This is a genomic window from Pyruvatibacter sp., assembly GCF_040219635.1.
GTDB lineage: Bacteria > Pseudomonadota > Alphaproteobacteria > CGMCC-115125 > CGMCC-115125 > Pyruvatibacter.
Window position 1 is genome coordinate 320,143 of record NZ_JAVJSC010000003.1, and the last position, 22,999, is coordinate 343,141.

17 protein-coding genes are annotated in these 22,999 nt (G+C 60.1%); 5 read left to right on the forward strand and 12 right to left on the reverse strand.

Annotation, left to right across the window (positions count from 1 at the left end; all coding sequences use genetic code 11):
• Positions 1-45 precede the first annotated feature (45 nt).
• On the reverse strand, positions 46-837 hold the full coding sequence (locus RIB87_RS04890; RefSeq protein ID WP_350144112.1) for an H-type lectin domain-containing protein: 792 nt from the start codon (positions 835-837) through the stop codon (positions 46-48).
• 343 nt (positions 838-1,180) lie between these two features.
• Here RIB87_RS04890 and RIB87_RS04895 point away from each other — a divergent pair, with 343 nt between their 5' ends.
• Positions 1,181-2,818, forward strand: a complete 1,638-nt coding sequence (locus RIB87_RS04895) for an NfrA family protein (RefSeq protein WP_350144115.1) — start codon at positions 1,181-1,183, stop codon at positions 2,816-2,818.
• Positions 2,819-2,835: 17 nt separating this feature from the next.
• Here RIB87_RS04895 and RIB87_RS04900 read toward each other — a convergent pair whose 3' ends face one another.
• From RIB87_RS04900 to wecB, 3 genes are read right to left on the reverse strand one after another with little or no spacing between them, the layout of a single operon-like run.
• Positions 2,836-3,378 (reverse strand): hypothetical protein, encoded by a 543-nt coding sequence (locus RIB87_RS04900; protein WP_350144117.1) that lies wholly within the window; start codon positions 3,376-3,378, stop codon positions 2,836-2,838.
• A 4-nt stretch (positions 3,379-3,382) separates the two neighbouring features.
• Positions 3,383-5,758 carry a glycosyl transferase family protein gene (locus RIB87_RS04905; RefSeq protein WP_350144119.1) on the reverse strand — a complete coding sequence of 792 codons (2,376 nt, stop codon included), beginning with the start codon at positions 5,756-5,758 and terminating at the stop codon, positions 3,383-3,385.
• 16 nt (positions 5,759-5,774) lie between these two features.
• On the reverse strand, positions 5,775-6,953 hold the full coding sequence (gene wecB, locus RIB87_RS04910) for a non-hydrolyzing UDP-N-acetylglucosamine 2-epimerase (RefSeq protein WP_350144121.1): 1,179 nt from the start codon (positions 6,951-6,953) through the stop codon (positions 5,775-5,777).
• Between the two features lie 363 nt (positions 6,954-7,316).
• On the opposite strand from wecB, the gene crtY reads away from it, so the two are divergent.
• From crtY to RIB87_RS04925, 3 genes are read left to right on the forward strand one after another with little or no spacing between them, the layout of a single operon-like run.
• On the forward strand, positions 7,317-8,534 hold the full coding sequence (gene crtY / locus RIB87_RS04915) for a lycopene beta-cyclase CrtY (RefSeq protein WP_350145569.1): 1,218 nt from the start codon (positions 7,317-7,319) through the stop codon (positions 8,532-8,534).
• Positions 8,531-10,075, forward strand: a complete 1,545-nt coding sequence (locus RIB87_RS04920) for a phytoene desaturase (RefSeq protein WP_350144123.1) — start codon at positions 8,531-8,533, stop codon at positions 10,073-10,075. Before crtY ends, RIB87_RS04920 begins: the two co-directional genes overlap by 4 nt.
• Positions 10,076-10,079: 4 nt before the next feature.
• Positions 10,080-11,027 carry a phytoene/squalene synthase family protein gene (locus tag RIB87_RS04925; protein WP_350144126.1) on the forward strand — a complete coding sequence of 316 codons (948 nt, stop codon included), beginning with the start codon at positions 10,080-10,082 and terminating at the stop codon, positions 11,025-11,027.
• On the opposite strand, the gene RIB87_RS04930 is transcribed toward RIB87_RS04925, so the two are convergent.
• The 8 genes from RIB87_RS04930 to RIB87_RS04965 all read right to left on the reverse strand — a co-directional run bounded on the left by RIB87_RS04930 (position 11,024) and on the right by RIB87_RS04965 (position 21,209).
• A complete protein-coding gene (locus tag RIB87_RS04930; protein WP_350144129.1) occupies positions 11,024-11,509 on the reverse strand; it encodes a sterol desaturase family protein in 486 nt (161 codons plus the stop codon). The two genes, RIB87_RS04925 and RIB87_RS04930, sit on opposite strands and share 4 nt — an antisense overlap.
• Positions 11,506-12,279, reverse strand: a complete 774-nt coding sequence (locus tag RIB87_RS04935; protein WP_350144132.1) for a fatty acid desaturase — start codon at positions 12,277-12,279, stop codon at positions 11,506-11,508. The genes RIB87_RS04930 and RIB87_RS04935 overlap by 4 nt, the downstream gene beginning before the upstream one ends.
• Positions 12,276-13,385: an ABC transporter permease gene (locus tag RIB87_RS04940; protein WP_350144134.1), complete on the reverse strand. Its 1,110-nt coding sequence runs from the start codon at positions 13,383-13,385 to the stop codon at positions 12,276-12,278. The genes RIB87_RS04935 and RIB87_RS04940 overlap by 4 nt, the downstream gene beginning before the upstream one ends.
• Complete coding sequence (locus tag RIB87_RS04945; RefSeq protein WP_350144136.1) at positions 13,385-14,341, reverse strand: ABC transporter ATP-binding protein; 957 nt, start codon at positions 14,339-14,341, stop codon at positions 13,385-13,387. Before RIB87_RS04945 ends, RIB87_RS04940 begins: the two co-directional genes overlap by 1 nt.
• A gap of 6 nt (positions 14,342-14,347) precedes the next feature.
• Positions 14,348-15,358: a polyprenyl synthetase family protein gene (locus RIB87_RS04950; protein ID WP_350144139.1), complete on the reverse strand. Its 1,011-nt coding sequence runs from the start codon at positions 15,356-15,358 to the stop codon at positions 14,348-14,350.
• Positions 15,359-15,537: 179 nt separating this feature from the next.
• Positions 15,538-16,665, reverse strand: coding sequence for an acyl-CoA dehydrogenase family protein (locus tag RIB87_RS04955; RefSeq protein WP_350144141.1), 1,128 nt, complete (start codon positions 16,663-16,665; stop codon positions 15,538-15,540).
• A 26-nt stretch (positions 16,666-16,691) separates the two neighbouring features.
• Positions 16,692-17,900 carry an acyl-CoA dehydrogenase family protein gene (locus RIB87_RS04960; protein ID WP_350144143.1) on the reverse strand — a complete coding sequence of 403 codons (1,209 nt, stop codon included), beginning with the start codon at positions 17,898-17,900 and terminating at the stop codon, positions 16,692-16,694.
• Positions 17,901-17,909: 9 nt separating this feature from the next.
• A complete protein-coding gene (locus RIB87_RS04965) occupies positions 17,910-21,209 on the reverse strand; it encodes an acetyl-CoA carboxylase family protein (protein ID WP_350144146.1) in 3,300 nt (1,099 codons plus the stop codon).
• Between the two features lie 224 nt (positions 21,210-21,433).
• Here RIB87_RS04965 and RIB87_RS04970 point away from each other — a divergent pair, with 224 nt between their 5' ends.
• Positions 21,434-22,975, forward strand: coding sequence for a flavin-containing monooxygenase (locus tag RIB87_RS04970; RefSeq protein ID WP_350144148.1), 1,542 nt, complete (start codon positions 21,434-21,436; stop codon positions 22,973-22,975).
• Positions 22,976-22,999: the final 24 nt, after the last annotated feature.

Genomic DNA, 22,999 nt, shown 5'->3' on the forward strand with positions numbered 1-22,999 from the left:
TGGTTAACGCAGCCCTTATTTGGCGTTGCTGTGGGTCACGGATACCTACTCGGCCGAGCCGATAGCAATCCAGTCCACCCGGCAATCAGAGATAGTGGAAGCCCCCGCAGCACGCACGGTCAGGTCAAACTTGTTTTCCGTGATGCTGCCCGCTTCAAACGCCAAAATGACGTTTGGCTCGCGGTAATAGGCTTCAAGCATATTTGGCGCGATGAAGACCTTCGGCGGGGCGTCAAACGCTGACCCAAATGACACCGTGCGGGTCATCACTTCTTCCCACCCATCATCCGTTGGCCGGTACGCATGGCCGCACTCAAACGAGCCCGCCTGCATACTGGTCGCCAGAAGCCGTTCAGCCAGTGCTGCCTGCACAATGTCAGAACCGGACACAGCACCCACAACCTGATCAAGCTGGCGATCAAGATCCCGGGCAACAGCTATCATCTGCTCCGCCTTGGCCGCATCCGCTGCCAGTTTGCGATAGGCGGCGGCTATTTCGTCTGCCTGGTCGCGCAGTTCCTGCTGCTGGCCGCGCAGACTGGAGACCTCCCGCTGGGCAAAGCGCACTTCATCGGAAACTTTTTCGGCCTGCCGCAGCAAGAACTCGCTCAGGGCTTCGCGGTCATTACCGCCACCGCCCTGCGCATAGAGCTGGCGCATGTCCCAGGTGCCCTGATTAACCCACAGGAAAAAGCCCAGCCCCGCAGCCAGAACCACAAACAGCAAAAAGCCCAACACACCAAAGCCGCTGCTGCCACGTCCGCGCGTGCGGTCGCGCACTTCTGCGTCAACCAGACCCCGAAGCGCTGCGCGCTGTTCATCTGTAAATCCAGACATGCCCTGCCTCAATTTGCCGGCCCGACCTGCGCACTGAAAAACGCGGCGGACAGAAAACACGAAAACACAGATAACTCTGTGTCGGCGAACCGCTTACATTGCCGATCGCCACAAGGGCACCCACTGCTGAGATTATACGCGACCAGCGTACCTTTGTGCTGACTTCGACCGTTACTATTTGTTAATCATGCAGCCCGTGGCTGCATAGCAACACTTGCCCGTGTGGTTAACCGAATTGCGCAACTTATTGCGCTAGAACGGCTCAATGCGTGGCGATTTGCGAGCGACCCGCGCTAGACTTGGTGAGAGTTCGGGTGCGTTCAGGCAGGAAAGAACAGAAAAGATGACACGTCGCATCCTGGGAGCAGGCAGCCTTGCTATTCTGGCAGGGGTTACACTGACCGCCGCGCCAACGGCACACGCTGAACGGCTGGAACCTTTCATGGTGGCCCAGGCCGAAACCGCACAAAACCTGATCGCCGCAGGTGATGCACAGTGGCAGGGCGGCAATCCATCACTTGCCGCCCAGACCTACCAACGCGCCCTTGAGACCGGCAATCTGACACAAGCCCAGCGCGCCTATGCGCTACGTGCCCTTGGGTTTGTCTCTGCTGAAATTGGCGACCCGCAAAACGCAGCCCGCGCCTTCAAGGCCTCCCTGGCTATCGAAGATAACCCCGGTGCCGCATTGGGCCTTGCCGTTTCGCTGCGCCAGGCAGGCGACACAGCCGGTGCCAATGCAGCACTTGCAAACGTGGACCGCCGGGTACTGACCCGCGACCAGCTGCCGTTTTATCTGGACGAAGTTGCATCTGCGGCCCTCCCCGGCAACCCGCAGGCCGCCATCACGGCGCTGGAAGAAGCCGTCGGCATCACCGAAAGCGTCTATCGCCGCGTGCGGCTGGCGCAGCTTTATCGCCAGACCGGCAACACCGCGAAAGCTGACGAAAATCTCGCTAAGGCTGAAAGCGCATTGGCAGCAGAACCCGGTGCCGCCGCCGACGTGGCCTATGCCGCGCTTTCAATGGGTGACGATGCTGCCGCTGCCCGCTACTTCGAGCAGGCCCGCAGCGCAGACGCCCTGACCTCAACGAGCTTTGCTGACTACGGCTACGCGCTGAAACGCCAGGGCGACCTTGATGGCTCAACAAGCCTGTTTCGCGATGCCATCGACACCCACGACCAAAGCGCGGACGCCACCAGCGATGAAGGCAAGCGCCGCCTGTTCCGTCTGCGCCGCGAGGTCTCCTACACCGAACGTACCTGGTATGCGGATGCGTTCCTGTCATTCCGCGACAACTCGGTTGATCTGATCGGCGTGCCGGAGCGTGGCGAGAGCGACAGCTTCGCCGGCTGGGAAGTGGGCTACATCGCCCCCCAGATCGGCTCCATGAAGCACCGCGCGCTGACACTTTTCACCCGCGGCTTTACCGGCTTTGAAGGCGACACGCTGGATACCCGCGAGGGGTCGTTGCAGCTTGGCGTCGGCGCGCGCTTCCGTCCGTTGGCTGACCACAACCTTGTGTTCACCGCAGAGCGGCTGATTTCAGTCGGCGATCAGGCGCGCGATGCGTGGCTGTTCGTCACCGGCTATTCACTGGCGGACGGCCTCGATATTGATCCCGTGCTAGACGATTGGGAAAGCTGGAACGTGTATGCCGACTTTGCCTATATCCCCGACAGCCCGCGCTTTATCGCTGCCAATGTTGAAGGCTGGTACGGCCACAGCTTCAAACTGTCTGATGATGTTGTTGTCATTCCGCATGTGGTTGCCGCCGCGCGTTACTCGGACGACAAGTTCGATACCGACCGGGTGATTGAGGCAGGCCCCGGCGTTGCGCTGCGCTACTGGTTCAACGAGGACAAGTACACTGGCCCGCGCTCTTACATGGATTTCAAAATCCAGTATCGCTATGCCTTCGTGAATGACGATGATCGCGATGATGGCGCCCTCGTCGGCACTGCAACGCTGCACTACTAGGCCCGGCGAAACACCGCCTACTGCGCCAGCACCTTTTCAGCCAGCTCCCGCTCGGCATCCGTCAGGCCGCCCGCTTCCAGCGCGCTGACATAGTCTGCACGCGCCGCCACCACTTCGCCTGCCACGTCGCGCGCGATGGCGCGATACAGCAATGCGCGCCCATCTTCTGCTGAGGCCCGCGCTGCCCGGTCTGCGAAACCCGCAGCCTTCAACGGCTCACCCGCCTGCAACGCAGCCTGCGCTGAAATAATCCACACCTGCGCGCGCTCCGGGTTTATCTCCCGTGCGCGTGCCATGTGGACCTCCGCCTCGGCATACTCGCCTTGCGCCATCAAGGCGTAAGCCCGATGCACAAACGGGTAACTGCGAAAGTCAGCCATGGTTTGCGTTGGGAACGGCGCTGCCAGCTCGTTGGTCAGCGTCTGGGCACGCATCACAGATAAATCAGGAATCCACATTTCCTTGGTGGCAAACCAAAGACCAACCGCGCCGAACACCATGATGAGTGTGAGCAGCAATGACGCTCTGATCCGGGCGCGTTTCTTTTGAGCTGGTGACATGCCGTTACTCCACCAGTTCCAGGTTGCTCTGGTCCAGTTCACGCTGAACCTGCTCAACCTGCCCATGCGGAATAAGACCCAGGTCCGCAGCGACACCCAGAATGTTCATTGGCGGTTGCGGTTGAGCGGCCAGCGCATCATCAAGCTGCGTGCGCGACACAGCACCAGAGGCAACCAAAGCCTCGCCCAGCGGTTGTGCATCAGAGCCACGCAACTCCAGCGCTGCCGTCAGTGTTTCGTGCGCGATTAAACCAAGACGCACCAGCACATCACCCAGCAGCACATGACGCCGGCGAATGTGCCGCCACAGACGTTCAATGCCTTGCGCATCCACAAGCTGCAGACGCCGCAGCAACGTGGCGTCTTTTATTTCGCGGCCAAGAGCGGAGGTATCCCACGCATACCGCAGTCCAAAGGCTACGTCGCTGCGCGGCGCAATCGTAATGGTCAGGCGCCGCGCGGTCCGCAGCGTGTTTGCCAGGGCATCCCGTTGTGACTTTGTAAGCGGCTCAGCCGCCGCAAGGTTCAGCGTGCCATTGCTTAAGGTCACGGGCACGACACCAAACCGTGCAGCATTGACGGCACTGATTTCAGCCAGCGCATCCGCTGAAACCTTGAGCGCATCAAACGGTGCAAACGCCAACCCCGCCTGCTCGGCAAAGGCATTGGCCAGACTGTCCTCGTCCACCAGCGCCTGGTCGAGGAGCGACAACCCAAGCGGCCGGTACTGGGCTTTCTGCCGCACCAGTGCATCGTCAATATCGGTCTGCGCAACCGCACCCCAATAACTCAGAACTTCGCCAATCTTCGGCGTGCCCTGCTTGAGGTCAGACAGCGACGGGTAGGCGTGGCTGGTCTTGTCCCATGTCAGCCGCTGGCCGGACAGGCGATACCAAAGATATTGCCGGAGCGCCCGCAGGCTGGCCCGAAACCCGATCCAGTTGGCCACCACCGCGCGCAATGGCGACAGCGGCACATAAATCAGCCCATGTGTGCGCCCGACAAACCAGGCGCGATGAAACAGCCGGTTGAGCAGGAAAAACAGATTGGCCGCAATGATGTACCAGACCCAGCTTCCCGGCTCGATCAACGGCGGCATCTGCCACAGATCAGGAATATAATTGAGTGCCAGATAGTAGGCTGCAATCTGCAGCACGATGGCATAGCCGATGATGGCGGCGGGCGCTGTAATCATGCCCTTGCGGTCGCGGTACAAGAAATAAAGATCCTGCCAGCGCCCCTGCCAGCCAAGCTGCTCCCACCCCAAAAACGAAATGCCAAGTGTCCAACGCGCTTTCTGGCGGATGGACGCCCACAGCTGATCAGGGAAAAACTCTTTCGTGGACACAATTTCACGCCGCGTGCGCGTGACTTTTCGACCAAGCGGCCACGACCGTGTTTCGTAGGGAACTTCTGCCCAGTAGCGCACAAACGCACCGGGCATATCCAGGTCATGCAGGCGCATGGCAATGTCATAATCTTCGGTGAGGCTGTCAGTGTTGAACGGCTGGTCGTCGGTTGCCGCTGATAGCGCGATCAACGCATTGCGCGAAAACGCGCTGGCCACACCGGCGCTCGGCACAATGCCAGTCATCGCCTCGCGCACCAGCAGATCCTTGTTATGCCACTCGGCGAACTCATCCATGTAGTGACACGCCACCATGTCCAGCGGGTCGCGGTTCATCGAGAACACCGGCAACTGCATGAAGTCGCGCGTCGGCAGCACCCAGTTGATGACCCGCAGCGACAAGGGGTTCACCACATCTTCTGAGTCCTGCATGACGAAGCCGTCAAACTTTTCGCCGGTTGCGTCTTCGTAGGCAAAAATCTTTTTGACGATCCAGTTCAGACAATCCGCCTTGCTGGTGGGGCCCGGGTGGCCCACCTCTGCGCGATGCACATTGTCGTAGCGCGCCGCCATGCGGTCCACTTCGCGCGCTGAATCCGGGTCGTTGGGATAGGTGCCCGCAAAAATATGGAAGTTGTCGTAGTCCACCGTATTGATGGTGTTGGTAATCATCCGCGCAATGACATCGCTCTCGTCCCACGCAGGCACGATAATGGCGAGCTTGAGCTGCGGTACGGCCTTGAGGCTTTCAAGTTTGCGGGGCAGCTCGTGCGGGTCACGGTCGCCCAGCCGTTTGAGCTTCAGCCACCAGTAATACAGGTCAATGAACAGGTCCTCGGCACCACTGACAAAAATCACCAGCGCAATGGTCAGCATCAGGAACTTGATGACGAACCACAGCACTGCTCCGGCTTCCACAAGATCAAAGCCAAAGTCACGCGACGCAAGATACGCCCAGTCGAGCGCCAGCATCCATTGCGCACCATCGCCAATGTTGGTTAGCATCTGCTGGATGGCACCCAGCGCCTCCATGCTTATCCCGCCTTACTCATGATGCCGTTAGCCGGTCCGTTACACCCGGCTTTCCCTGCTGGTGTCCGGCCCGCCCCTTCAGCAGATCACGCGCCAGAAGAGCTGCAATGTTTTCGCCCGCACGCCCGTCCCCAAACGGGTTGCCCGCGCGCTTCATCTCTTGGCGTGCAGCCTCATTGGTCAACAACCGCAGCGCCTCGCGCTCGATAGCCGCCCGTTCGGTGCCCACAAGGCGCGCAACACCGGCCTCAACAGCTTCCATGCGCTCGGTCACCTTGCGCATCACAAGCGTTGGAATACCAAGCGTGGCCGCTTCTTCCTGCACGCCACCTGAATCGGTCAGCACCAGCGTCGCCCGGCGCAGCACCGAGACGAAATCCATGTAGCCAAGCGGGTTTGTCAGGTGAACACGCGGATGCTGCCCCAGCGCTGCCTCCAATGGTTGGCGCACGACCGGGTTTGGATGAAACGGCAGCACTACTTCAATGTCAGTAACCTGATTGACCACCGACAGTACCGCCTGCGCAATGCCATCAATCTGCGCACCCCAGCTTTCACGGCGATGCGTTGTCACCAGGGCCACACGGGATATGCCGCTGACAGCGGGCACATCACGCGGCCACGTCGGCACATTCGGCAGCACCGACATCAGTGCATCCACAACCGTGTTGCCTGTCACGTGCACCCGAGACGGCAAATGTCCTTCGTCCAGCAGATTTTTCGCCGCCCGCTGTGTTGGCGCAAAATGCACATAAGCCAGCTTGGCAATCAGATGGCGGATACTTTCTTCCGGATACGGATGATAAAAATCAAACGACCGCAGACCCGCTTCCACATGCGCAACCGGCACACCGCGCGCAGCGGCGGCCAGCGCCCCTGCAAGCGCAGACGCCGTGTCGCCCTGCACAACAACAAGATGCGGGTCGGCTTTCAGCAACGCTGGCCCAAGGGCTGCAACCGTGGCTCCTACGCGTTGTGAAATGTCGGCGGGAAGGACCGCCAGATCAACACTCATGTCCGGCGTAATATGAAAGTCAGCAAAGGCGCGGTCCGCCAGAGAAGCGTGCTGGCCGGTGGCAATCCACGTCGGCTCAAAAATCTCCGGGCGTGCACGCAGGGCCGCATACACAGGTGCGAGCTTGACGATTTCCGGCCGCGTGCCGCTGACGATGCTGATCCGTTGACGTTCTGCCACGCTGTCACGTTCCCTCATACCGGCGCCCGACGGCTGATGCCCGACGCCGTTAAGATTTCAGTTACCATTCTGCGCTCCACAAACCACACCCAGCCTGTCTGAAACATGAACAATGATTCAGACCGCTCGTTCTTTTGCCTCCTGGCCCCGATTTGGGTCAGTTGTTGCCGCAACGCCGCACCGACGCGTCCTGAAACGGGCCATTTGCGGCATTTTGGACGTCCAACCCTGTAAAAACGGCTCAAAAGTGCGCTTTCATTTGGTTACAACAGCAAAAGACGCGCCGGTTTCTGCATCCAACGGGCAGATATATGCGTATGCTGAACAACCAACACCTCAAGAAAACCGGGACTTTTGCCCCTCGTGCCCCCGCAAACGCCAGATCACAACGCTAACGGGCCGCCGCACCGCCCCAACGCACCCTATGATCTGCTTCTGGCAGGGGCCGGGCTGGCAAACGCGCTGATTGTGCGGGCGCTGACGGTCCACCGTCCCGAAATCCGCGTTGGCATCGTTGACCGTGAGCCGAACCCGACGCCAAGCCACACATGGTCATTTCACGCGAGCGATGTGTCAGATAGCGCTGACGATTGGATGTCGCCGCTCGTTACGCACAGGTGGCAAAGCCAGCGCGTGACATTCCCCGGGCACAGCCGCGCGCTGAACACAGGCTACGCCAGCATCAGCGAACATCAGTTGCGCGCCCAACTGGCGTGCGACCTCAAAGGCCAGGGCGTGATTGCCGGTGACGTCGCATCACTGGATGCAAAGGGCGCCACCCTGGCAGATGGCAGCCGCATCGAAGCGCACTCGGTGATTGACGGGCGAGGTCAGCGTGCCCATCCCGCGCTCGCGATCAGGTTTCAAAAGTTTGTCGGTCAGGAACTGGAGCTCGAAAACCCCCACAGGCTGACGGCACCTGTCATTATGGATGCAACCGTGCCGCAGGAAGACGGCTACCGGTTTTTCTACCTGCTGCCACACACACCTACATCGCTGCTCATCGAAGACACCCGATACAGCGACGGCGCGGCGCTGGACGACGAGGTTTTTCGCAGCGCCATAAACGACTATGCCACCTCACGCGGCTGGACCATCAAACACATCATTCGTGAAGAACGCGGCATTCTGCCCATCGCCCTTGGCGGCGACATAGAAGCCTTCTGGAACGATACCCCCCGGGGCGTAGGCCGCAGCGGCCTGGCAGCAGCGCTGTTTCACCCGGTCACCGGCTATTCCCTGCCCGACAACGTGCGCCTTGCCGAAAAAATTGCCGCCCTGCCTGAGATCACCGCTGACACCGTGGCTCAGGCAACCCGCGACCATGCATTCGAGGCATGGAAATCGCGCGGCTTTTACCGTTTGCTCAACCGTATGTTGTTTGACGCAGCCCTGCCCCATGAGCGCTACAAGGTGCTGGAGCGGTTTTATCGCTTGCCGGAACCACTGATCGCCCGATTTTATGCGGGGACCACCACCTGGGCCGACAAGGCCCGTATCCTCACCGGCAAACCTCCGGTGCCCATTAGCGCGGCCCTGCGCTGCCTGAAAGAACCCACCCACGGAGACCTGACCGCATGAACATCGCGACACCGCTAAGCAAGAAAGCCGTTGTTATTGGCGCGGGGTTTGGCGGCATCGCGCTTGCGATCCGACTGCAATCAGCAGGCTTCCAGACCACGCTGCTTGAGAAGCGCGACAAGCCCGGCGGACGTGCCTATGTGTATCAAGACAAGGGCTTCACGTTTGATGCAGGCCCCACCGTCATCACAGACCCGTCAGCGCTCGAAGAGCTGTTTGCCCTGTCTGGCAACAAACTCGCTGACTACGTCACGCTGCTGCCCGTGGACCCGCTCTACCGGCTGGAATGGGAAGACGGCGTCAGCTTCAACTACACAAATGATAGCGACGAACTAAACCGCCAGATTGCCAAACTGAACCCAAAGGACGTGGACGGCTACAAGCGCTTTTTGGAATATTCCCGCGACCTGATGGAAGAAGGCTACATCAAACTGGGCGCCGTCCCCTTCCTCAACTTTCGCTCGATGATCAAAGCCGCGCCGCAGCTTGTGCGCCTTGAAGCATGGCGCAGCGTTTATTCCAAAGTCTCGCGCTTTGTGGAAGACGAACACCTGCGTCAAGCCTTCAGCTTTCACTCACTGCTGGTGGGCGGCAACCCGTTTGAAACGTCAGCGATCTATGCCCTCATTCACGCGCTTGAACGCGAATGGGGCGTGTGGTTTGCCAAAGGTGGAACCGGCGCCCTGGTATCGGGCATGTTGAAACTGTTTACCGACCTTGGCGGCGAGCTGCACCTCAATGCCGACGTGGCGCAGATCACGACGGCGGGCACCAGAACCACCGGCGTTACCCTCGCAGACGGCACCCATTTCAAGGCCGACATGGTGGCCAGCAACGCAGACGTTGTGCACACCTACGACAAGCTGCTGGGACACACCGCCCGCGGCCGCAAGGAAGCCGCAAGCCTCAAGCGCAAGCGCTTTTCCATGTCGCTGTTCGTCATTTACTTTGGGGCCAGCAAACCGTTCAGCGACATTCAGCACCACACGGTCATTTTCGGCCCGCGCTACCGCGACCTCATCCGCGATATTTTCAAGGGCAAGGATCTGGCCGACGATTTCTCGCTGTATCTGCACGCCCCCACCCGCACCGACCCCTCGCTCGCACCTGACGGTCACGGCTGTTTTTACGTACTGTCGCCGGTGCCGCATCTGGGCAACGCCGACATTGACTGGGACGTGGAAGGTCCCAAATATCGCGATCGTATCTTGCAGTATCTGGACCAGCACCACATGCCCGGCCTGATGGACAGCCTGGTGACAACGCGCCATTTCACACCAAATGATTTTCGCGACGAGTTGAACGCCCATCAGGGTTCAGCGTTTTCGCTGGAACCGATCCTCACGCAAAGCGCCTGGTTCCGCAGCCACAACCGCGATGACAAGCTGGATAACCTCTACATCGTTGGCGCAGGCACACATCCCGGTGCCGGCATTCCCGGTGTTGTTGGTTCCGCCAAAGCCACTGCACGTTTGGTGCTGGAAGACTTCGGTATCAAAGACCCCCAGCAGGAGCCTGCGGTCAAACCCGCCCGCTTATAGTTCTATGGATCAGGTTGTTGAGCAGGCCCGCACCACCATTCAGCAGGGCTCAAAATCATTCGCCGGTGCCGCGGCGCTGTTTGGCCGCGACATGCGCGAAAGTGCCTACATGCTGTATGCATGGTGCCGCTTTTGCGACGACGTGATAGACGGTCAGGAGCTTGGCTTTGCAAAGGCCGAGGCTGACACCAGCGATCCGTACGCGCGCTACCGGATGCTGCTGGAGAAAACCCGCGCCGCCTATCGCGGCGAACCAGTAACGGACCCAGTGTTCCAGTCATTCCAGCGCGTGGTGCACAAACACGACGTACCCGAACAATATCCGCTGGATCTGCTGCGTGGCTTTCATATGGATGTGGCAGACCACACCTACGCCAACGCCGCCGATACGCTCGCCTATGGCTATTACGTGGCGGGCGCGGTGGGCGTGATGATGGCAATGGTAATGGGTGTGCGCGACGAACAGGTGCTGGACCGCGCCTGCGACCTGGGTATCGGCTTTCAACTCACCAACATTTCGCGCGACATTATTGATGACGCGAAGATTGGCCGCATCTACCTGCCCGCAAGCTGGCTCGCCGAAGAAAATGTGCCCCACACCTGCGAAGCTATTCTGGCTCCTGCCAACAGACCTGCCATTGCGCGCGTGGCCCACCGCCTGCTCACTCAGGCGGAACCGTATTATGCATCAGCGATGTATGGCATTCCCCACCTGCCCTTCAGGGCAGCATGGGCAATCGCCACAGCCAAACGCATTTATCGCCACATCGGCATTGGCGTTATGGCCCGTGGTGAAACCGCATGGGATGAACGCGTGAGCACATCAACCCTGCAAAAAATCGGCTTTGCTGTTGCAGGCCTGGGCGATGCGATCGCGTCTCGTTTCCGCAATAACAAGACCGGACCGGACCGTGATGGCCTGTGGACCCGCGCAACCGACCTGGCGCACTAGGCAGCGGTTTTGTCGCGCGCCTTTATGTTCTTGAGTTCGCGCCGCAGGGCGTCGGGGTCCGGCGCATATACAAAGCCGAATGACACACATCCCTCACGCGTGTGCACCGCATGGTGCAGGTGGTGTGCTTCAACCAGCCGACCCAGATAGCCCCGCTTTGGGTGGTAGCGGAACGGCCAGCGCTGATGCACCAGCCCGTCATGGGCCAAATAATACAGCACACCATATGCCGTAATGCCCAGCGCCACCCACCATAACGGCGCCCACAGATAACTGCCCGCAGCAAAAAGCGCGATTGAGAACCCGGCAAACACCACCGAGTACAGATCGTTTTTTTCAAACCACCCGTCGCGCGGGCGGTGATGGCTTTCGTGCCAGCCCCACCCCCAGCCATGCATGATGGTTTTGTGCGCCCACCAGGCAAACATTTCCATTGCGGCAATGGTGGCCAGAACGATCAGAACGGGTCCGGCAATGCTCATGAGACCTCATCAGACATCTGTTCGCGCGCCAGAACAGCCCGGCGCACCGCAGGCAACCGCCACCACGGCTCGTGCGGATGGTGATGGTGCTCCAGATGATAACCAAAATGGAAGCACGTAAGGAGCGAAAGCAACGGCGGAAGGTCAACCGTGCGCGCATGATGCTCGTCCACAAACGCATCTCCCTCGACGGGCCGGTGCGTGCGGTAAGTGCCAAAATAGAAAAGCTGCAGCGACGACAGCAGCGCGGGCACCGCCCAGTATAACAGCAGATTGCCAATCGGTGCACCAAGCAGCAGCACATAGACCGCAAGGATCACCGTCAGTACGCCAAACTCGCGCAGCCCAAAGTAATGCCGGAAAAACCCGAAATACCATGCCGCAAAGCTGTGCGGGTTCGGCGCATGAAAATCCGGGTCATCCGCGGTGCCGGGCCTTGCATGGTGGCGCATATGTTCAGGCGCCAATGCCTTGTACGAAAATCCTGCATAAATCAGCAGGCAAAACGCCGCGATACGTTTGTTGAGCGCTGGCCTGAACGGCGCGATTGAGCCATGCATCCCGTCATGAGCAATAATGAACAGGCCGACGGACAGAACAGTTTGCACGGCGACAACAAGCGGTGCCGCTAACAGCCACGTGCCTGAAAGCGGCAGCACAAACACCGCCGTCACGTGGATCGCAAGCCATGCGCCGATAACAAGCGCCGCAAGGCCCAGTCCGAGTGTTGTCTGCCGTGCGTGCGTGATTTTATCCACGCCAGTCATCATGCAGCACGCTCCTTGATGCGCGTCGCGACCCACGCGAACACCAGCGTGGCAAGCGAGAAGCCCGCCAGCAACATCCATGTGCGTTCCAGTTGCGTCGCCTCAACATCCCTGAACAAGACCGCCTGATAGGCGTCAATAACCCAGCCCGTCGGCGTAAAAGCGCCCACATCCTGTATCCACTGCGGCATCATATAGCGCGGCACCATGGAGCCGCCCACCGCCGACATGACCAGCACAATGGCGTTGCCCGTGGCCAGCGCCTGCGCCCGCGTGGCGGCAACCGATACAATAGCCATCGCCAGCCCGGCAGCGGTCGTGGCCGCCAGTGCCGTGGTGATGAAAAAATCTCCAGGGGCGGTCCAGAACACAACACTGTAACCAAGCCACGCAACCACAAAAACAGTGATTGCCTGCAACACGCCCTGCCCGGTCAAAAACAGATATTTTCCGCCGACCATCGCCCGCGCTCCGCCGCGCGTCAGCATCAGCCGGTCCACAATGCCGCTGGCGCGATCCTCGATCATACCGACAGCACCCTGAAGGGCTGCAAAGAACAAGAACATAATGGCAATCGCGCCGGCATAATACGTGACAGCGGGGTCACGCGCGCCTTCTGCCGCTGCCCTGATCTCCACTACCGGCGGCGGCACGGCACCAGGCACAGCAACCGCCAGCGCCCGCTGCACTGCCGCCGCCGCCAGCGCACCGGCAATTGGTTTTGCATCATCCGCCAGCACAAGCACCGGCGGTGATCCCTGCTCGCCGGACCCCGGCAAAAAAACCTGTCCGATCACGACAATCGCCGCATCAGCGCGCCCTGACAGAACCAGGGCACGCACGCTCTCGCGCGAGGCCGCGTCATCAGGGTGTCCCCCTTGTGCAAACCGCACATCAGCGTCAGCCGCCAACGCCGCGCCGATAGCACCTGCCTGCACCGACTGCACATCGTCAGCGAACGCGACCTTGATGCTCAAACCATCGCCCTGTGTGCCTGAAAAAACCGCCGCAAAAATCACAAATATCAGCGCCGGGAGTACAAACGCCATAATGAGCGCACCACGATCACGCAGCAGACCAACAAGGCTGGCATAGGCGATGACCAGCATTAGCAGACCTCACTTTCGCGGGCGCCATCGCCTGTGAGCTCTGCATACAGACTATCAAGACCCGGCTTTCGCACGCGGGTTTCGCGGACCTGCACCCCAATAGCTGAAAGCTCGCCAGTGAGGTGTTCAACATCAACATCACCGACGGCCAACCGCCCCCGCCATTGACGACCGCCGTCCTGCGATGAAAAGTCCAGAGCGCGCAATTTGGCATCAACGTCCGGTGTCACCGGCTCTGCCAACAGCAGCACAAGCTCACGGTCCGTGCCAAATCGGGTTGCAACCAGCACATCCGGCACGCCTGTTTGAACAATCCGCCCATCAGCAATAATGCCAACATCGGTTGCCACAGCCGCCGCCTGATCCAGATCATGCGTTGTAATCAGAATGGACATGCCGTCAGCCGCCAGCGACCGCAGCACACCATTGATGCTGTTTCGCGCATCAGGATCAACGCCTACAGTCGGCTCATCAAGCACAAGCAGTTTCGGCGAATGTAAAAGCGCGGACGCTATGTTGGCGCGGCGTTTATATCCGCCTGAAAGCGTTTCGACACGCTGAGTGAGGCGGCCTTCAAGACCCGTTGAAGCAACAGCCGCCGCAACAGCACCTGAAAGCACATCGCCACCAAGACCTGCCAACCGTCCGAATACGGACATATTTTCTGCAACAGTCAGGTATGGGTAAAGCGCAATATCCTGTGGCACCAGCCCGATGGCCGCCTGCGCCGCCCGCGACTTTGCCGGATTGAGCCCGACCACACGAACACTCCCCTTGCCGGGCCGAACCCGCCCGCAAATAGCCCGTACAATCGTTGACTTGCCCGCACCATTGGGGCCAAGCAACGCGAATACACGCCCGCGCTGAACATCAAAGCTCACATCGCTCAGGGCCTGCCGCGCGCCATACCGGTACGAAACACCGTCAACGCTAAGTGTTGGTTCTGCGTCTGCCACCGGATGCTAGGCCTGATCGGGCACGTAGCCCTTGGAAGGGGCGCCCTGAAGCGCTGTGTCAAACACCGCACCGGCAAGAGCCCGCATGTGAGGCGCTTCACCAATGCCTGCTTCAAGGGCTGCAAGCGCATGGTTCACATGTGCCTTCACCGTTGCGTGTGCCGCCTCCAGCCCCTCAACACGGGCGATGGTCGGCTTACCGCCGTCCTGGTCACGATCCTTACCCGTCAGCGTTGTGCCGGTCGCATCCATGATGTCGTCAAGGGTCTGGAAGGCCAGCCCAAGGTGATTGCCGAACTGCGCCAGGTATCCAAGCCGCGCCTCATGAGCCGCATCACCGGGATCATGCAACTCCGGCGTCATGCAGGCACCGGCCTGTGCTGCAAGCGAAAACAGCGCGCCGGTCTTGCGCCGATTGACGGATTCAATGTCGGCCTCACTCGCACCGGCAGCTCCGTTCACATCATATTCCTGACCGCCGGCGAGCCCTTCAGGGCCGATGGCATCCGCAAAGAGTGTAATAAGCCGCGCCCGGTTGGAAGCTGACACGCCCTCAAGACGCGCCACACTGTCATAGGCGAGGTTCATGACCGAGATAGCAGCCAGAATGCCCGTGGCCTCACCATAAGTGCGGTGGGTTGTCGGCCGCGCCCGTCGCAGCTCTGCATCGTCCATGGCCGGCAGATCATCAATCACCAGAGATGCCGCATGAACCATCTCCACTGCGCACCCCGCATCAAGGGCTGCCTGCATGTTGCCGCCGCACTGGCGCGCGACAAGCGCTGTAATGACAGGCCGAAGCCGCTTGCCGGGCGACAGAACGCTGTAGCGCATTGCTGCGTGCAGACGCGACGGTGCCCGCCCCTCGTCAGGCAGCAGAACTGCAAGACGCGCGTCCACATCGTCGCGTATGCGCGAAATCAGCGCGATGCTATCCGCACGCGAGACCGGCTCGTGCGCTTCGACCTGTTGATGTGACACAGCAACCGACACAAACGCCCCCGGCTTCCAACTCATGACCAAGCGATCGCCACAAACAAGGCCATCCCCAGTAATACGGACACGACGACGCTCCAGATTGCCGCCACGACCCCAAAACGCCACAGGAGCGCTCTTAACTGCTGCAAGTTTGGCACGTCTGCTCTGGTCTGTCTTGCTTAACGCACCGGCAAAAAATCACCATAAACAGGAGGGTTTTAGAACATCAGGTCTGCGAGCTTGCGCCTCTGATACGCAGCGTCGCCATGGCGACTGTCGCCCCAAAAGGCGCGCCGCCGATACAGCTGCGCATCGCAATCATAGGTAAAGCCGAACCCGCCATGAAACTGGATCGCCCGGTCGGCGGCAAAGCTCATGGCGGTTGCCGCCTGTGCCTTGGCCATGCGGGTGGCGATTTCTCCCTCGCCCTGTTCGCCAAAGCTGTGCGCGGCAGCATAGACATGGCTGCGCGCCTGCTCATAGGCCACCAGCGCATCAACCGCGGGATGCTTGACTGCCTGGTAGGAGCCGATGAGCTTGCCAAATTGCTTGCGGGTCTTGAGATACTCCACCGTGTAGTCGATGCAGCTTGCCGTGCCACCACACATTTCAGCGGCCAGCAGCAGCGCCGACACCAGATCAATATGCGCCAGCGTCCGGGTGGCCGGCGCGGCGGACAACACCTGATCCGCCCCGACGCGGACGCCATCCAGCGACACCTTGAACGACCGCCGCGTCTCGTCAATCACCACCTCGCGGGTGAGAGCATCCGGCCCCAGCCTGTCTTTGGGTACAATGACGACGGCAGGCGCGCCCTCAAGCGTAACGGAAACAAGCAACCACGCAGCCGCCGCCGCATCGCTGACCAGAACCTTGGTGCCGGACAGCACAAAATCGTCGCCGTCGCGCGTTGCCGTACACTCAATGCGTGTCACATCCCAGTCGCCATGTGACTCGGTCAGCGCAACCGCCGCCGGCACACCCGCACACAGGTCGGGCAGCAACGCTGCTTTCTGCGCCTCCGTGCCGCCCTGCAGCAAACCCTGCGCGGCAATGGTTGTAGAGACAAACGGCCCGCCCATCAGCGCGCGCCCCATCTGCTCCACCACCGGCACCACTTCTGCCAGCGACAGACCGACACCGCCAAACTCTTCCGGCACGGCAATGGCCAGCCAGCCAAGCTCGGCCAGCTCGTGCCACACAGCCGGGTCATGGCCGGTTTCGTCATCAATGAGCGCCCGCACTTTGTCCACGGGAGATTTCTCACGGGCGAAGCGCTGGGCAATTTCCAGAAGCTCTGCCTGTTCATCGGTGAACCCGATGGAGCCGTTATTGCTGAATGCCATTTAGGTTCTCTTTGGACTCTCTGTGCTTATGATTTCGGCAGGCCGAGTACATGCTCGCCAATAATGTTGTGCTGGATTTCGCTGGTACCGCCGCCGATGGTTGCAGAAAACGAATTGAGATAACCACGCTGCCAGATGCCATGGGCGTGCGCATCTTCATCACCCACATAGTAAGCAGAGCGCGTGCCCTGAAGCCGGGTGGCAAGCTCGGCCATGCGCTTCATGAACTCCGACGACACCAGCTTGGACGACAGTGGAATGGACAACGGCCGCTCCTGATTAAGCGGCGCCATGCCGGTGCGCGCCGACGATAGCCGCAGCGAACGGGCCTCCATCAGCAGCGACACAAGCTCATCGCGAATGAGCGTATCTTCTATGGCAGGCTTACCGTTGTAGTTGGCTGTCCTGGCAAGCTCCACCACCTGCGTAATGTCCGGGTACGTCATAACGTAGCCGCCCGGCTGGCCACCGCGGGCACCGCGCTCATATTCAAGCGTGCGCATGGCCACCTTCCAGCCTTCACCTTCCTCGCCCATCAGGCAATCAGCAGGAATGCGTGCATCATTGAAGAATGTCTGCGTAAAACCATATTCGCCCGTCAGCTTGCGAATGGGCACGGTTTCAATTCCCGGCGCATCCATGGGGCTGAGGAAAAACGACAGACCTTTATATTTGGTCGGCGCGTCCGGGTTGGTGCGCGCCAGCAAAATCATGTACTTGGCGAAATTGCCCTGAGTGGTCCAGATTTTGGACCCGTTGATGACCCACTCATCCCCATCACGCACAGCCTTGGTCTGCGCATTGCCAAGGTCCGAACCATGCTCAGGTTCTGAAAACCCCTGACACCAGATATCCTCCGCAGACAGAATGTTCTTGATATAGCGCGCCCGCTCTTCATCCGTGCCCATATCCAGAATGAGCGGGCCAGCCCAGTTGAGGCCAATGGCATTGAGCATGATCGGGCCACCGGCGCGGCTCATCTCCTTGGTGGCAATGTCGCGGAACACTTCAGGCAGCCCGCGCCCGCCATACTGCTCCGGCCAGTTGCCCCCCAGATAGCCTGCCGCCCATACTTTGTTTTGCCACTCTCGCAGAAAATCAAATTGCTGCTGCGTGCCCACTTCCATGAACGTGAGCGGCAACATGAAGCCGGGGTCTTTGGGGGTGTGCTCGCTGAACCATGCCCGCGCATCCGCGCGGTACTCGTCCAGTTCCTGTTGGCTTGGCGCAGTCATGAAACTCTCCTACCAGGTATCAACAAACGGTCTGCGGCGGGTGCGGGATGCGGCCTCGACGGGAATGGTCTTTATGCCATTGATGATCCATCGGCGCGTCTCCATGGGGTCTATCACCGCGTCAATTTCGTGCAGCGTTGAAACGCTCAACGCCTTGCCGTGTTCGTAATAGGCGGCCAGCAGTTTTTCAAACAGCGCGTCGCGCGCTTCGGTGCTTTCCGCCGCCGCCAATTCCTTTGAGTAGCCAAGCCGCACGGCCCCCTCAAGACCCATGCCGCCATATTCTCCGGTTGGCCATGAAATGAGAAACACCGGCGACGTAAAACTGCCGCCCGCCATCGCCTGCGCGCCCAGCCCATAGCCTTTGCGCAGGCAGATCATGAACAGCGGCACGGATATGCTGGCACCCGTCACCAGCATGGATGATGCACGCCGCACTGTTGCCAGCTCTTCATGATCCGGCCCCACCATGAAGCCCGGCGTATCGCACAGCGACAGCAAAGGAATGCCGAATGCATCACACAACTGCATGAAGCGTCCGGCCTTCTCAGAGGCCTGCGCGTCAATAGCGCCGCCCAGATATTTTGGGTCGTTTGCAAACAGCCCGAACACCCGGCCTTCAACACGCACGAACGCTGTAATCATGCCGCGGCCATAGCCTGCGCGCAGCTCAAGCACAGACCCTTCGTCGGCAATCAGTGCAATTGCCTCGCGCATGTCATACACGCGCTTGCGGTCTTCCGGGATGACATGGCGAAGCCTGCGTTGATCCGCACACGTCCAATCAGGGTGTGCGCCCTGAAAATATCCCAGCAACTGCTTGGCCTGCGCCACAGCGTCGGCTTCGTCATCGGCCACCAGATCAACAACACCGTTGTTGGCCTGAACATCAATCGGCCCAATCTCATCAGGCTTGTACACCCCAAGCCCGCCCCCTTCGATCATCGCCGGGCCGCCCATGCCGATGGCACTGGACTTTGTGGCGATGGTCACATCAGCACAGCCAAAAATAACAGCGTTGCCCGCAAAGCAGCGACCATTGTTGATGGCGATACGCGGGGCCGCGCCGGAAGACGCAGCAAAGGTCGCGAAGGTTTTAACGTCAAGCCCGGTGGCCGAGACATTGCGCACATCTGTGTCGCCAGGACGCCCACCACCGCCTTCAGTAAAAAACACCACCGGCACGTGCCACTTGTCCGCAAGTTCCAGCACGCGGTCTGTCTTTTTGTGATTGAAATAGCCCTGCGTGCCCGCCAGCACGGTGTAGTCATAAGCCAGCACCGCCGCTCGACTGGTTGTTTCATCGTAGCGATCGCCGTTGATGGCACCAAAGCCCGCCACCATGCCATCCCCGGGCGTATTGGTAATCAAGTCATCAAGCTCGCGCCGGTTGCGCTGCGCGGCCAGCACCATTTGGCCATACTCGATGAACGTGTCGTCGTCACACAGGTCAGCCACGTTCTCGCGCGCCGTGCGGAAGCCAAGCTTGTGACGTTTGGCAACGGCGGCCTGCCGCTCAAAGTCCAGCGTCTTGTTGATCCGCGCATGAAGTTCGGCGAGGTCGGGTCGGATGAAATCAAGATCAATGTCGGCGGCCGCAACACGATCCGCGTCCGCATCTCCACCCGGCGCGATAAACAGCACGGCGGCATCTTCATCCAGCACCGTGCCGGGATGTGCTGCCAGCATCTGCACCGTGCCGCCGCGTGGCGCGGTGACCGCGTGCTGCATTTTCATTGCTTCGAGCACCGCCACCTCCTGACCGGCGCGCACCGCATCGCCCTCGCTAACCAGAATGGACACCAAAAGGCCCTGCAGCGGCGCGGTGGCCCCAACAGTTCCGTCAGGCGCGTCCACTTTTGGCGAAGCAGTCGCTACCGAAGCGTTTTTGCCGGCAGCCCGCAAGCCCGCGTCGTTTGCGGCAACATCGACAAGCGCGGCGCTTTCGCGCGCAATAAACTGCGTATCCACCTTCCACTGCGCCAGCCGCGCATCGCCAGCAAGCGCGCGCAAGAACGTTTGGTTGGTGTCAACGCCACCAATGGCAAACTCGCCAAGCGCGCGATAGGCCTGCCGCATCAACGCAGGCCAGTTCTGGTCACCGCGCCGCACAATGAGTTTGGCCAGCAGTGAATCAAATTGCGGGTTGGTGCTGTAGCCCGCATACCCATGACTATCCACCCGAACTCCCGGGCCGCCTGGCACATCAAACCGCGTCAGCGTGCCGCCGGCGGGCCTGACCGATCCGTCGTCCGCCATGCTCTCCGTGTTGATGCGCATCTGCACAGCACTTGCAACCGGCACCGGCAGCCTTTCCAGCCCGCACGCCGCAATGCTGTCGCCTGCCGCGAGCCTGAACTGCACCGCCACCAGATCAAGCCCGGTGATTTCTTCGGTGACCGTGTGCTCAACTTGTATGCGCGGATTGCACTCGATGAAATAAAACGGTGCGTCATCCCCCTCGACGGAGGCATCCAGCAGAAACTCGATGGTGCCGAGCCCGCGGTAGTCTGCCGCCGCGCCAAGGGCAACAGCAGCATCCAGCATCCGCCGCCGCAGATCAGGCGCAAGGTTGGGGGCCGGCGCAAGCTCGATAATTTTCTGATGACGCCTTTGGAGCGTGCAGTCACGCTCCCACAAATGCGCAACGTCATTACCGTCACCGGCAATCTGCACTTCGATATGGCGGGCATTCGGCAGATAACGCTCCATGTACAGTGCGCCATCGCCAAAAGCACTCAGCGCCTCAGCGGAGGCCTGCGCGAACGCAGGCGCAATATCGCTGGCTGTTTCAATGATGCGCATACCGCGCCCGCCACCGCCCGCGACCGCCTTCAAGATAGCAGGCGCGCCTTCAAGCGATGCAAAAAACGCCTGCGCCGCCGCTTCATCGGACAGCACCGGCGACCCTTCAATGACCGGCAGGCCATTTGCCATCGCAATGTCGCGCGCCTGAACCTTGTCGCCCAGCTGCGCCAGCGTTGCAGATGTCGGCCCGACAAATATCAGCCCGGCCTCATCGCAGGCCGCAGACAACGCAGCACTTTCAGCCAGCAGGCCATAGCCGGGGTGAACGGCGTCACACCCCGCCTCAACCGCGATCCGTACAATGGCCGCAACATCCAGATAGGCCGCAACGCCCGCGCCGGGCAGCGCTACCGCCTCATCCGCCAGCGAGACATGCAGCCCCGCTGCATCGTCCGGCGAATGCACGGCGACCGTTTGAATGTCACACGCCGCCGCACTGCGCAGCACGCGCACGGCTATTTCGCCACGATTGGCGATCAGGCATTTTTTGATGGCTGGCAAAGGTCCGCCCCGAAGACAGGTTTTTTGTTTTTCAGATGCCATAGTGGCAGGCACACGCGCCAATCAAAAGCCTGCAAAGGCCAGCACAATAGCTTTTGCGCCGTTTTCTGCCTTGAACTGTGCCACCGCCCACCATATCTGACATCTTGTCAGTTTGCCCAAAATGTTGTTTTATATGAGCAATTCGCGGGGCTGGCCCTGAAAACCTCAAACAGGTGACCGATATGAACACGCATGTTTCTTCCATCGAGCCCACGCCCGCATCAGGTGCCGCTGAACATGTGGATGTTCTGATTATCGGCGCTGGCATTTCAGGCGTTGGCGCGGCCTACCACCTGCAGGCCAACTCGCCGGGCAAGAGCTTTGCCATTCTGGAAGGTCGCGAGTCGATGGGCGGCACCTGGGACCTGTTCAAATATCCCGGCATCCGCTCTGACTCAGACATGTACACACTGGGCTATTCGTTCCGCCCGTGGACCAACCCCAAGGCGATAGCCGACGGCCCGTCTATCCTCTCCTACGTGAAGGATACAGCGCGCGACCACGGCATCGACAAGCACATCCGTTATTCCCACAGGGTCATCAGCGCCGACTGGTCCACGCCGGACGCCGTATGGCACATCAAGGCCGAGCGCGGCCCGCTGAAGGAGCCGGTAAACTTCACTGCCAACTTCGTGTTCATGTGCGGCGGCTATTACAATTACGACGAAGCCTACACACCCGAGTTTGAAGGCCGTGACGACTTCAAGGGCCAGGTCATCCACCCGCAGTTCTGGCCAGAAGACCTGGACTACACCGGCAAAAAGGTTGTGGTGATCGGCTCCGGTGCCACCGCCATGACGCTGGTCCCCTCAATGACCGACAAGGCCGAGCACGTGACCATGTTGCAGCGCTCGCCAACTTATGTGGTGTCACGTCCCGGCGAAGACGCTGTGGCCAACTGGCTGCGCAAATACCTGCCGGCCAAGCTCGCCTACGGCATAACCCGCTGGAAGAATGTGTTGTTCGGCATGTATTTCTTCCGCATGTGCATGAAGAAGCCCAAGCAGGTGAAAGAATACCTGCTCAACATGGTGCGCGAGGAACTGGGCGAGGAAGAAGTCAAAAAGCACTTTACCCCCACCTACAAGCCATGGGACCAGCGGGTTTGCCTCGTGCCTGACGGTGACCTGTATGAGTCACTCAAGTCCGGCAAGGCATCTGTCGTGACGGATCATATTGATCGCTTCACTGACAAAGGCATCAAGCTGAAGTCAGGCAAGGAACTGGACGCAGACATCATCATCACCGCCACCGGCCTGAAGCTGCTGGCATGGAACGGGCTTGATGTTTCTGTTGACGGTGAAGCCAAGCAGGCAAGCGACACAGTGGCCTACAAGGGCTTCATGTATTCGGGCATTCCCAACCTTGCCTCGTCGTTTGGCTATACAAATGCCTCGTGGACACTCAAATGCGACCTGACCTGCGAATGGGTGTGCCGCCTGCTGAACCACATGGATGCCAACGGCTACGATCAGGCAACCCCGCGCTTTGTGGAAGGTGAAATGGAGATTGAGCCATGGCTCGGCCTCTCCTCCGGCTACGTGCAGCGCGCCATGGAACAGTTCCCCAAGCAAGGCGCAAAAATGCCCTGGAAACTGCACCAGAACTACGCCCGCGACATGGTGATGCTGCGCTTTGGCAAAATGGAAGACGAAGCCATGGATTTCGCCAAAAAGCCCCAGGCACTGTCTGCGCAGGTCAAGGCACCGCTCGCCGCCGAATAAGCCAATACCGTTTGCGACATATCA

What these genes read in the sequence shown, in the direction of transcription:
- RIB87_RS04950 (WP_350144139.1), bottom strand. Translation starts at nt 15,358, where the DNA reads ATGAGTTGGAAGCCGGGGGCGTTTGTGTCGGTTGCTGTGTCACATCAA.
- RIB87_RS04940 (WP_350144134.1), bottom strand. Translation starts at nt 13,385, where the DNA reads ATGCTGGTCATCGCCTATGCCAGCCTTGTTGGTCTGCTGCGTGATCGT.
- RIB87_RS04890 (WP_350144112.1), bottom strand. Translation starts at nt 837, where the DNA reads ATGTCTGGATTTACAGATGAACAGCGCGCAGCGCTTCGGGGTCTGGTT.
- RIB87_RS04925 (WP_350144126.1), top strand. Translation starts at nt 10,080, where the DNA reads ATGGATCAGGTTGTTGAGCAGGCCCGCACCACCATTCAGCAGGGCTCA.
- RIB87_RS04905 (WP_350144119.1), bottom strand. Translation starts at nt 5,758, where the DNA reads ATGGAGGCGCTGGGTGCCATCCAGCAGATGCTAACCAACATTGGCGAT.
- RIB87_RS04900 (WP_350144117.1), bottom strand. Translation starts at nt 3,378, where the DNA reads ATGTCACCAGCTCAAAAGAAACGCGCCCGGATCAGAGCGTCATTGCTG.
- RIB87_RS04955 (WP_350144141.1), bottom strand. Translation starts at nt 16,665, where the DNA reads ATGGCATTCAGCAATAACGGCTCCATCGGGTTCACCGATGAACAGGCA.
- RIB87_RS04920 (WP_350144123.1), top strand. Translation starts at nt 8,531, where the DNA reads ATGAACATCGCGACACCGCTAAGCAAGAAAGCCGTTGTTATTGGCGCG.
- RIB87_RS04930 (WP_350144129.1), bottom strand. Translation starts at nt 11,509, where the DNA reads ATGAGCATTGCCGGACCCGTTCTGATCGTTCTGGCCACCATTGCCGCA.
- RIB87_RS04970 (WP_350144148.1), top strand. Translation starts at nt 21,434, where the DNA reads ATGAACACGCATGTTTCTTCCATCGAGCCCACGCCCGCATCAGGTGCC.
- RIB87_RS04895 (WP_350144115.1), top strand. Translation starts at nt 1,181, where the DNA reads ATGACACGTCGCATCCTGGGAGCAGGCAGCCTTGCTATTCTGGCAGGG.
- RIB87_RS04960 (WP_350144143.1), bottom strand. Translation starts at nt 17,900, where the DNA reads ATGACTGCGCCAAGCCAACAGGAACTGGACGAGTACCGCGCGGATGCG.
- RIB87_RS04935 (WP_350144132.1), bottom strand. Translation starts at nt 12,279, where the DNA reads ATGATGACTGGCGTGGATAAAATCACGCACGCACGGCAGACAACACTC.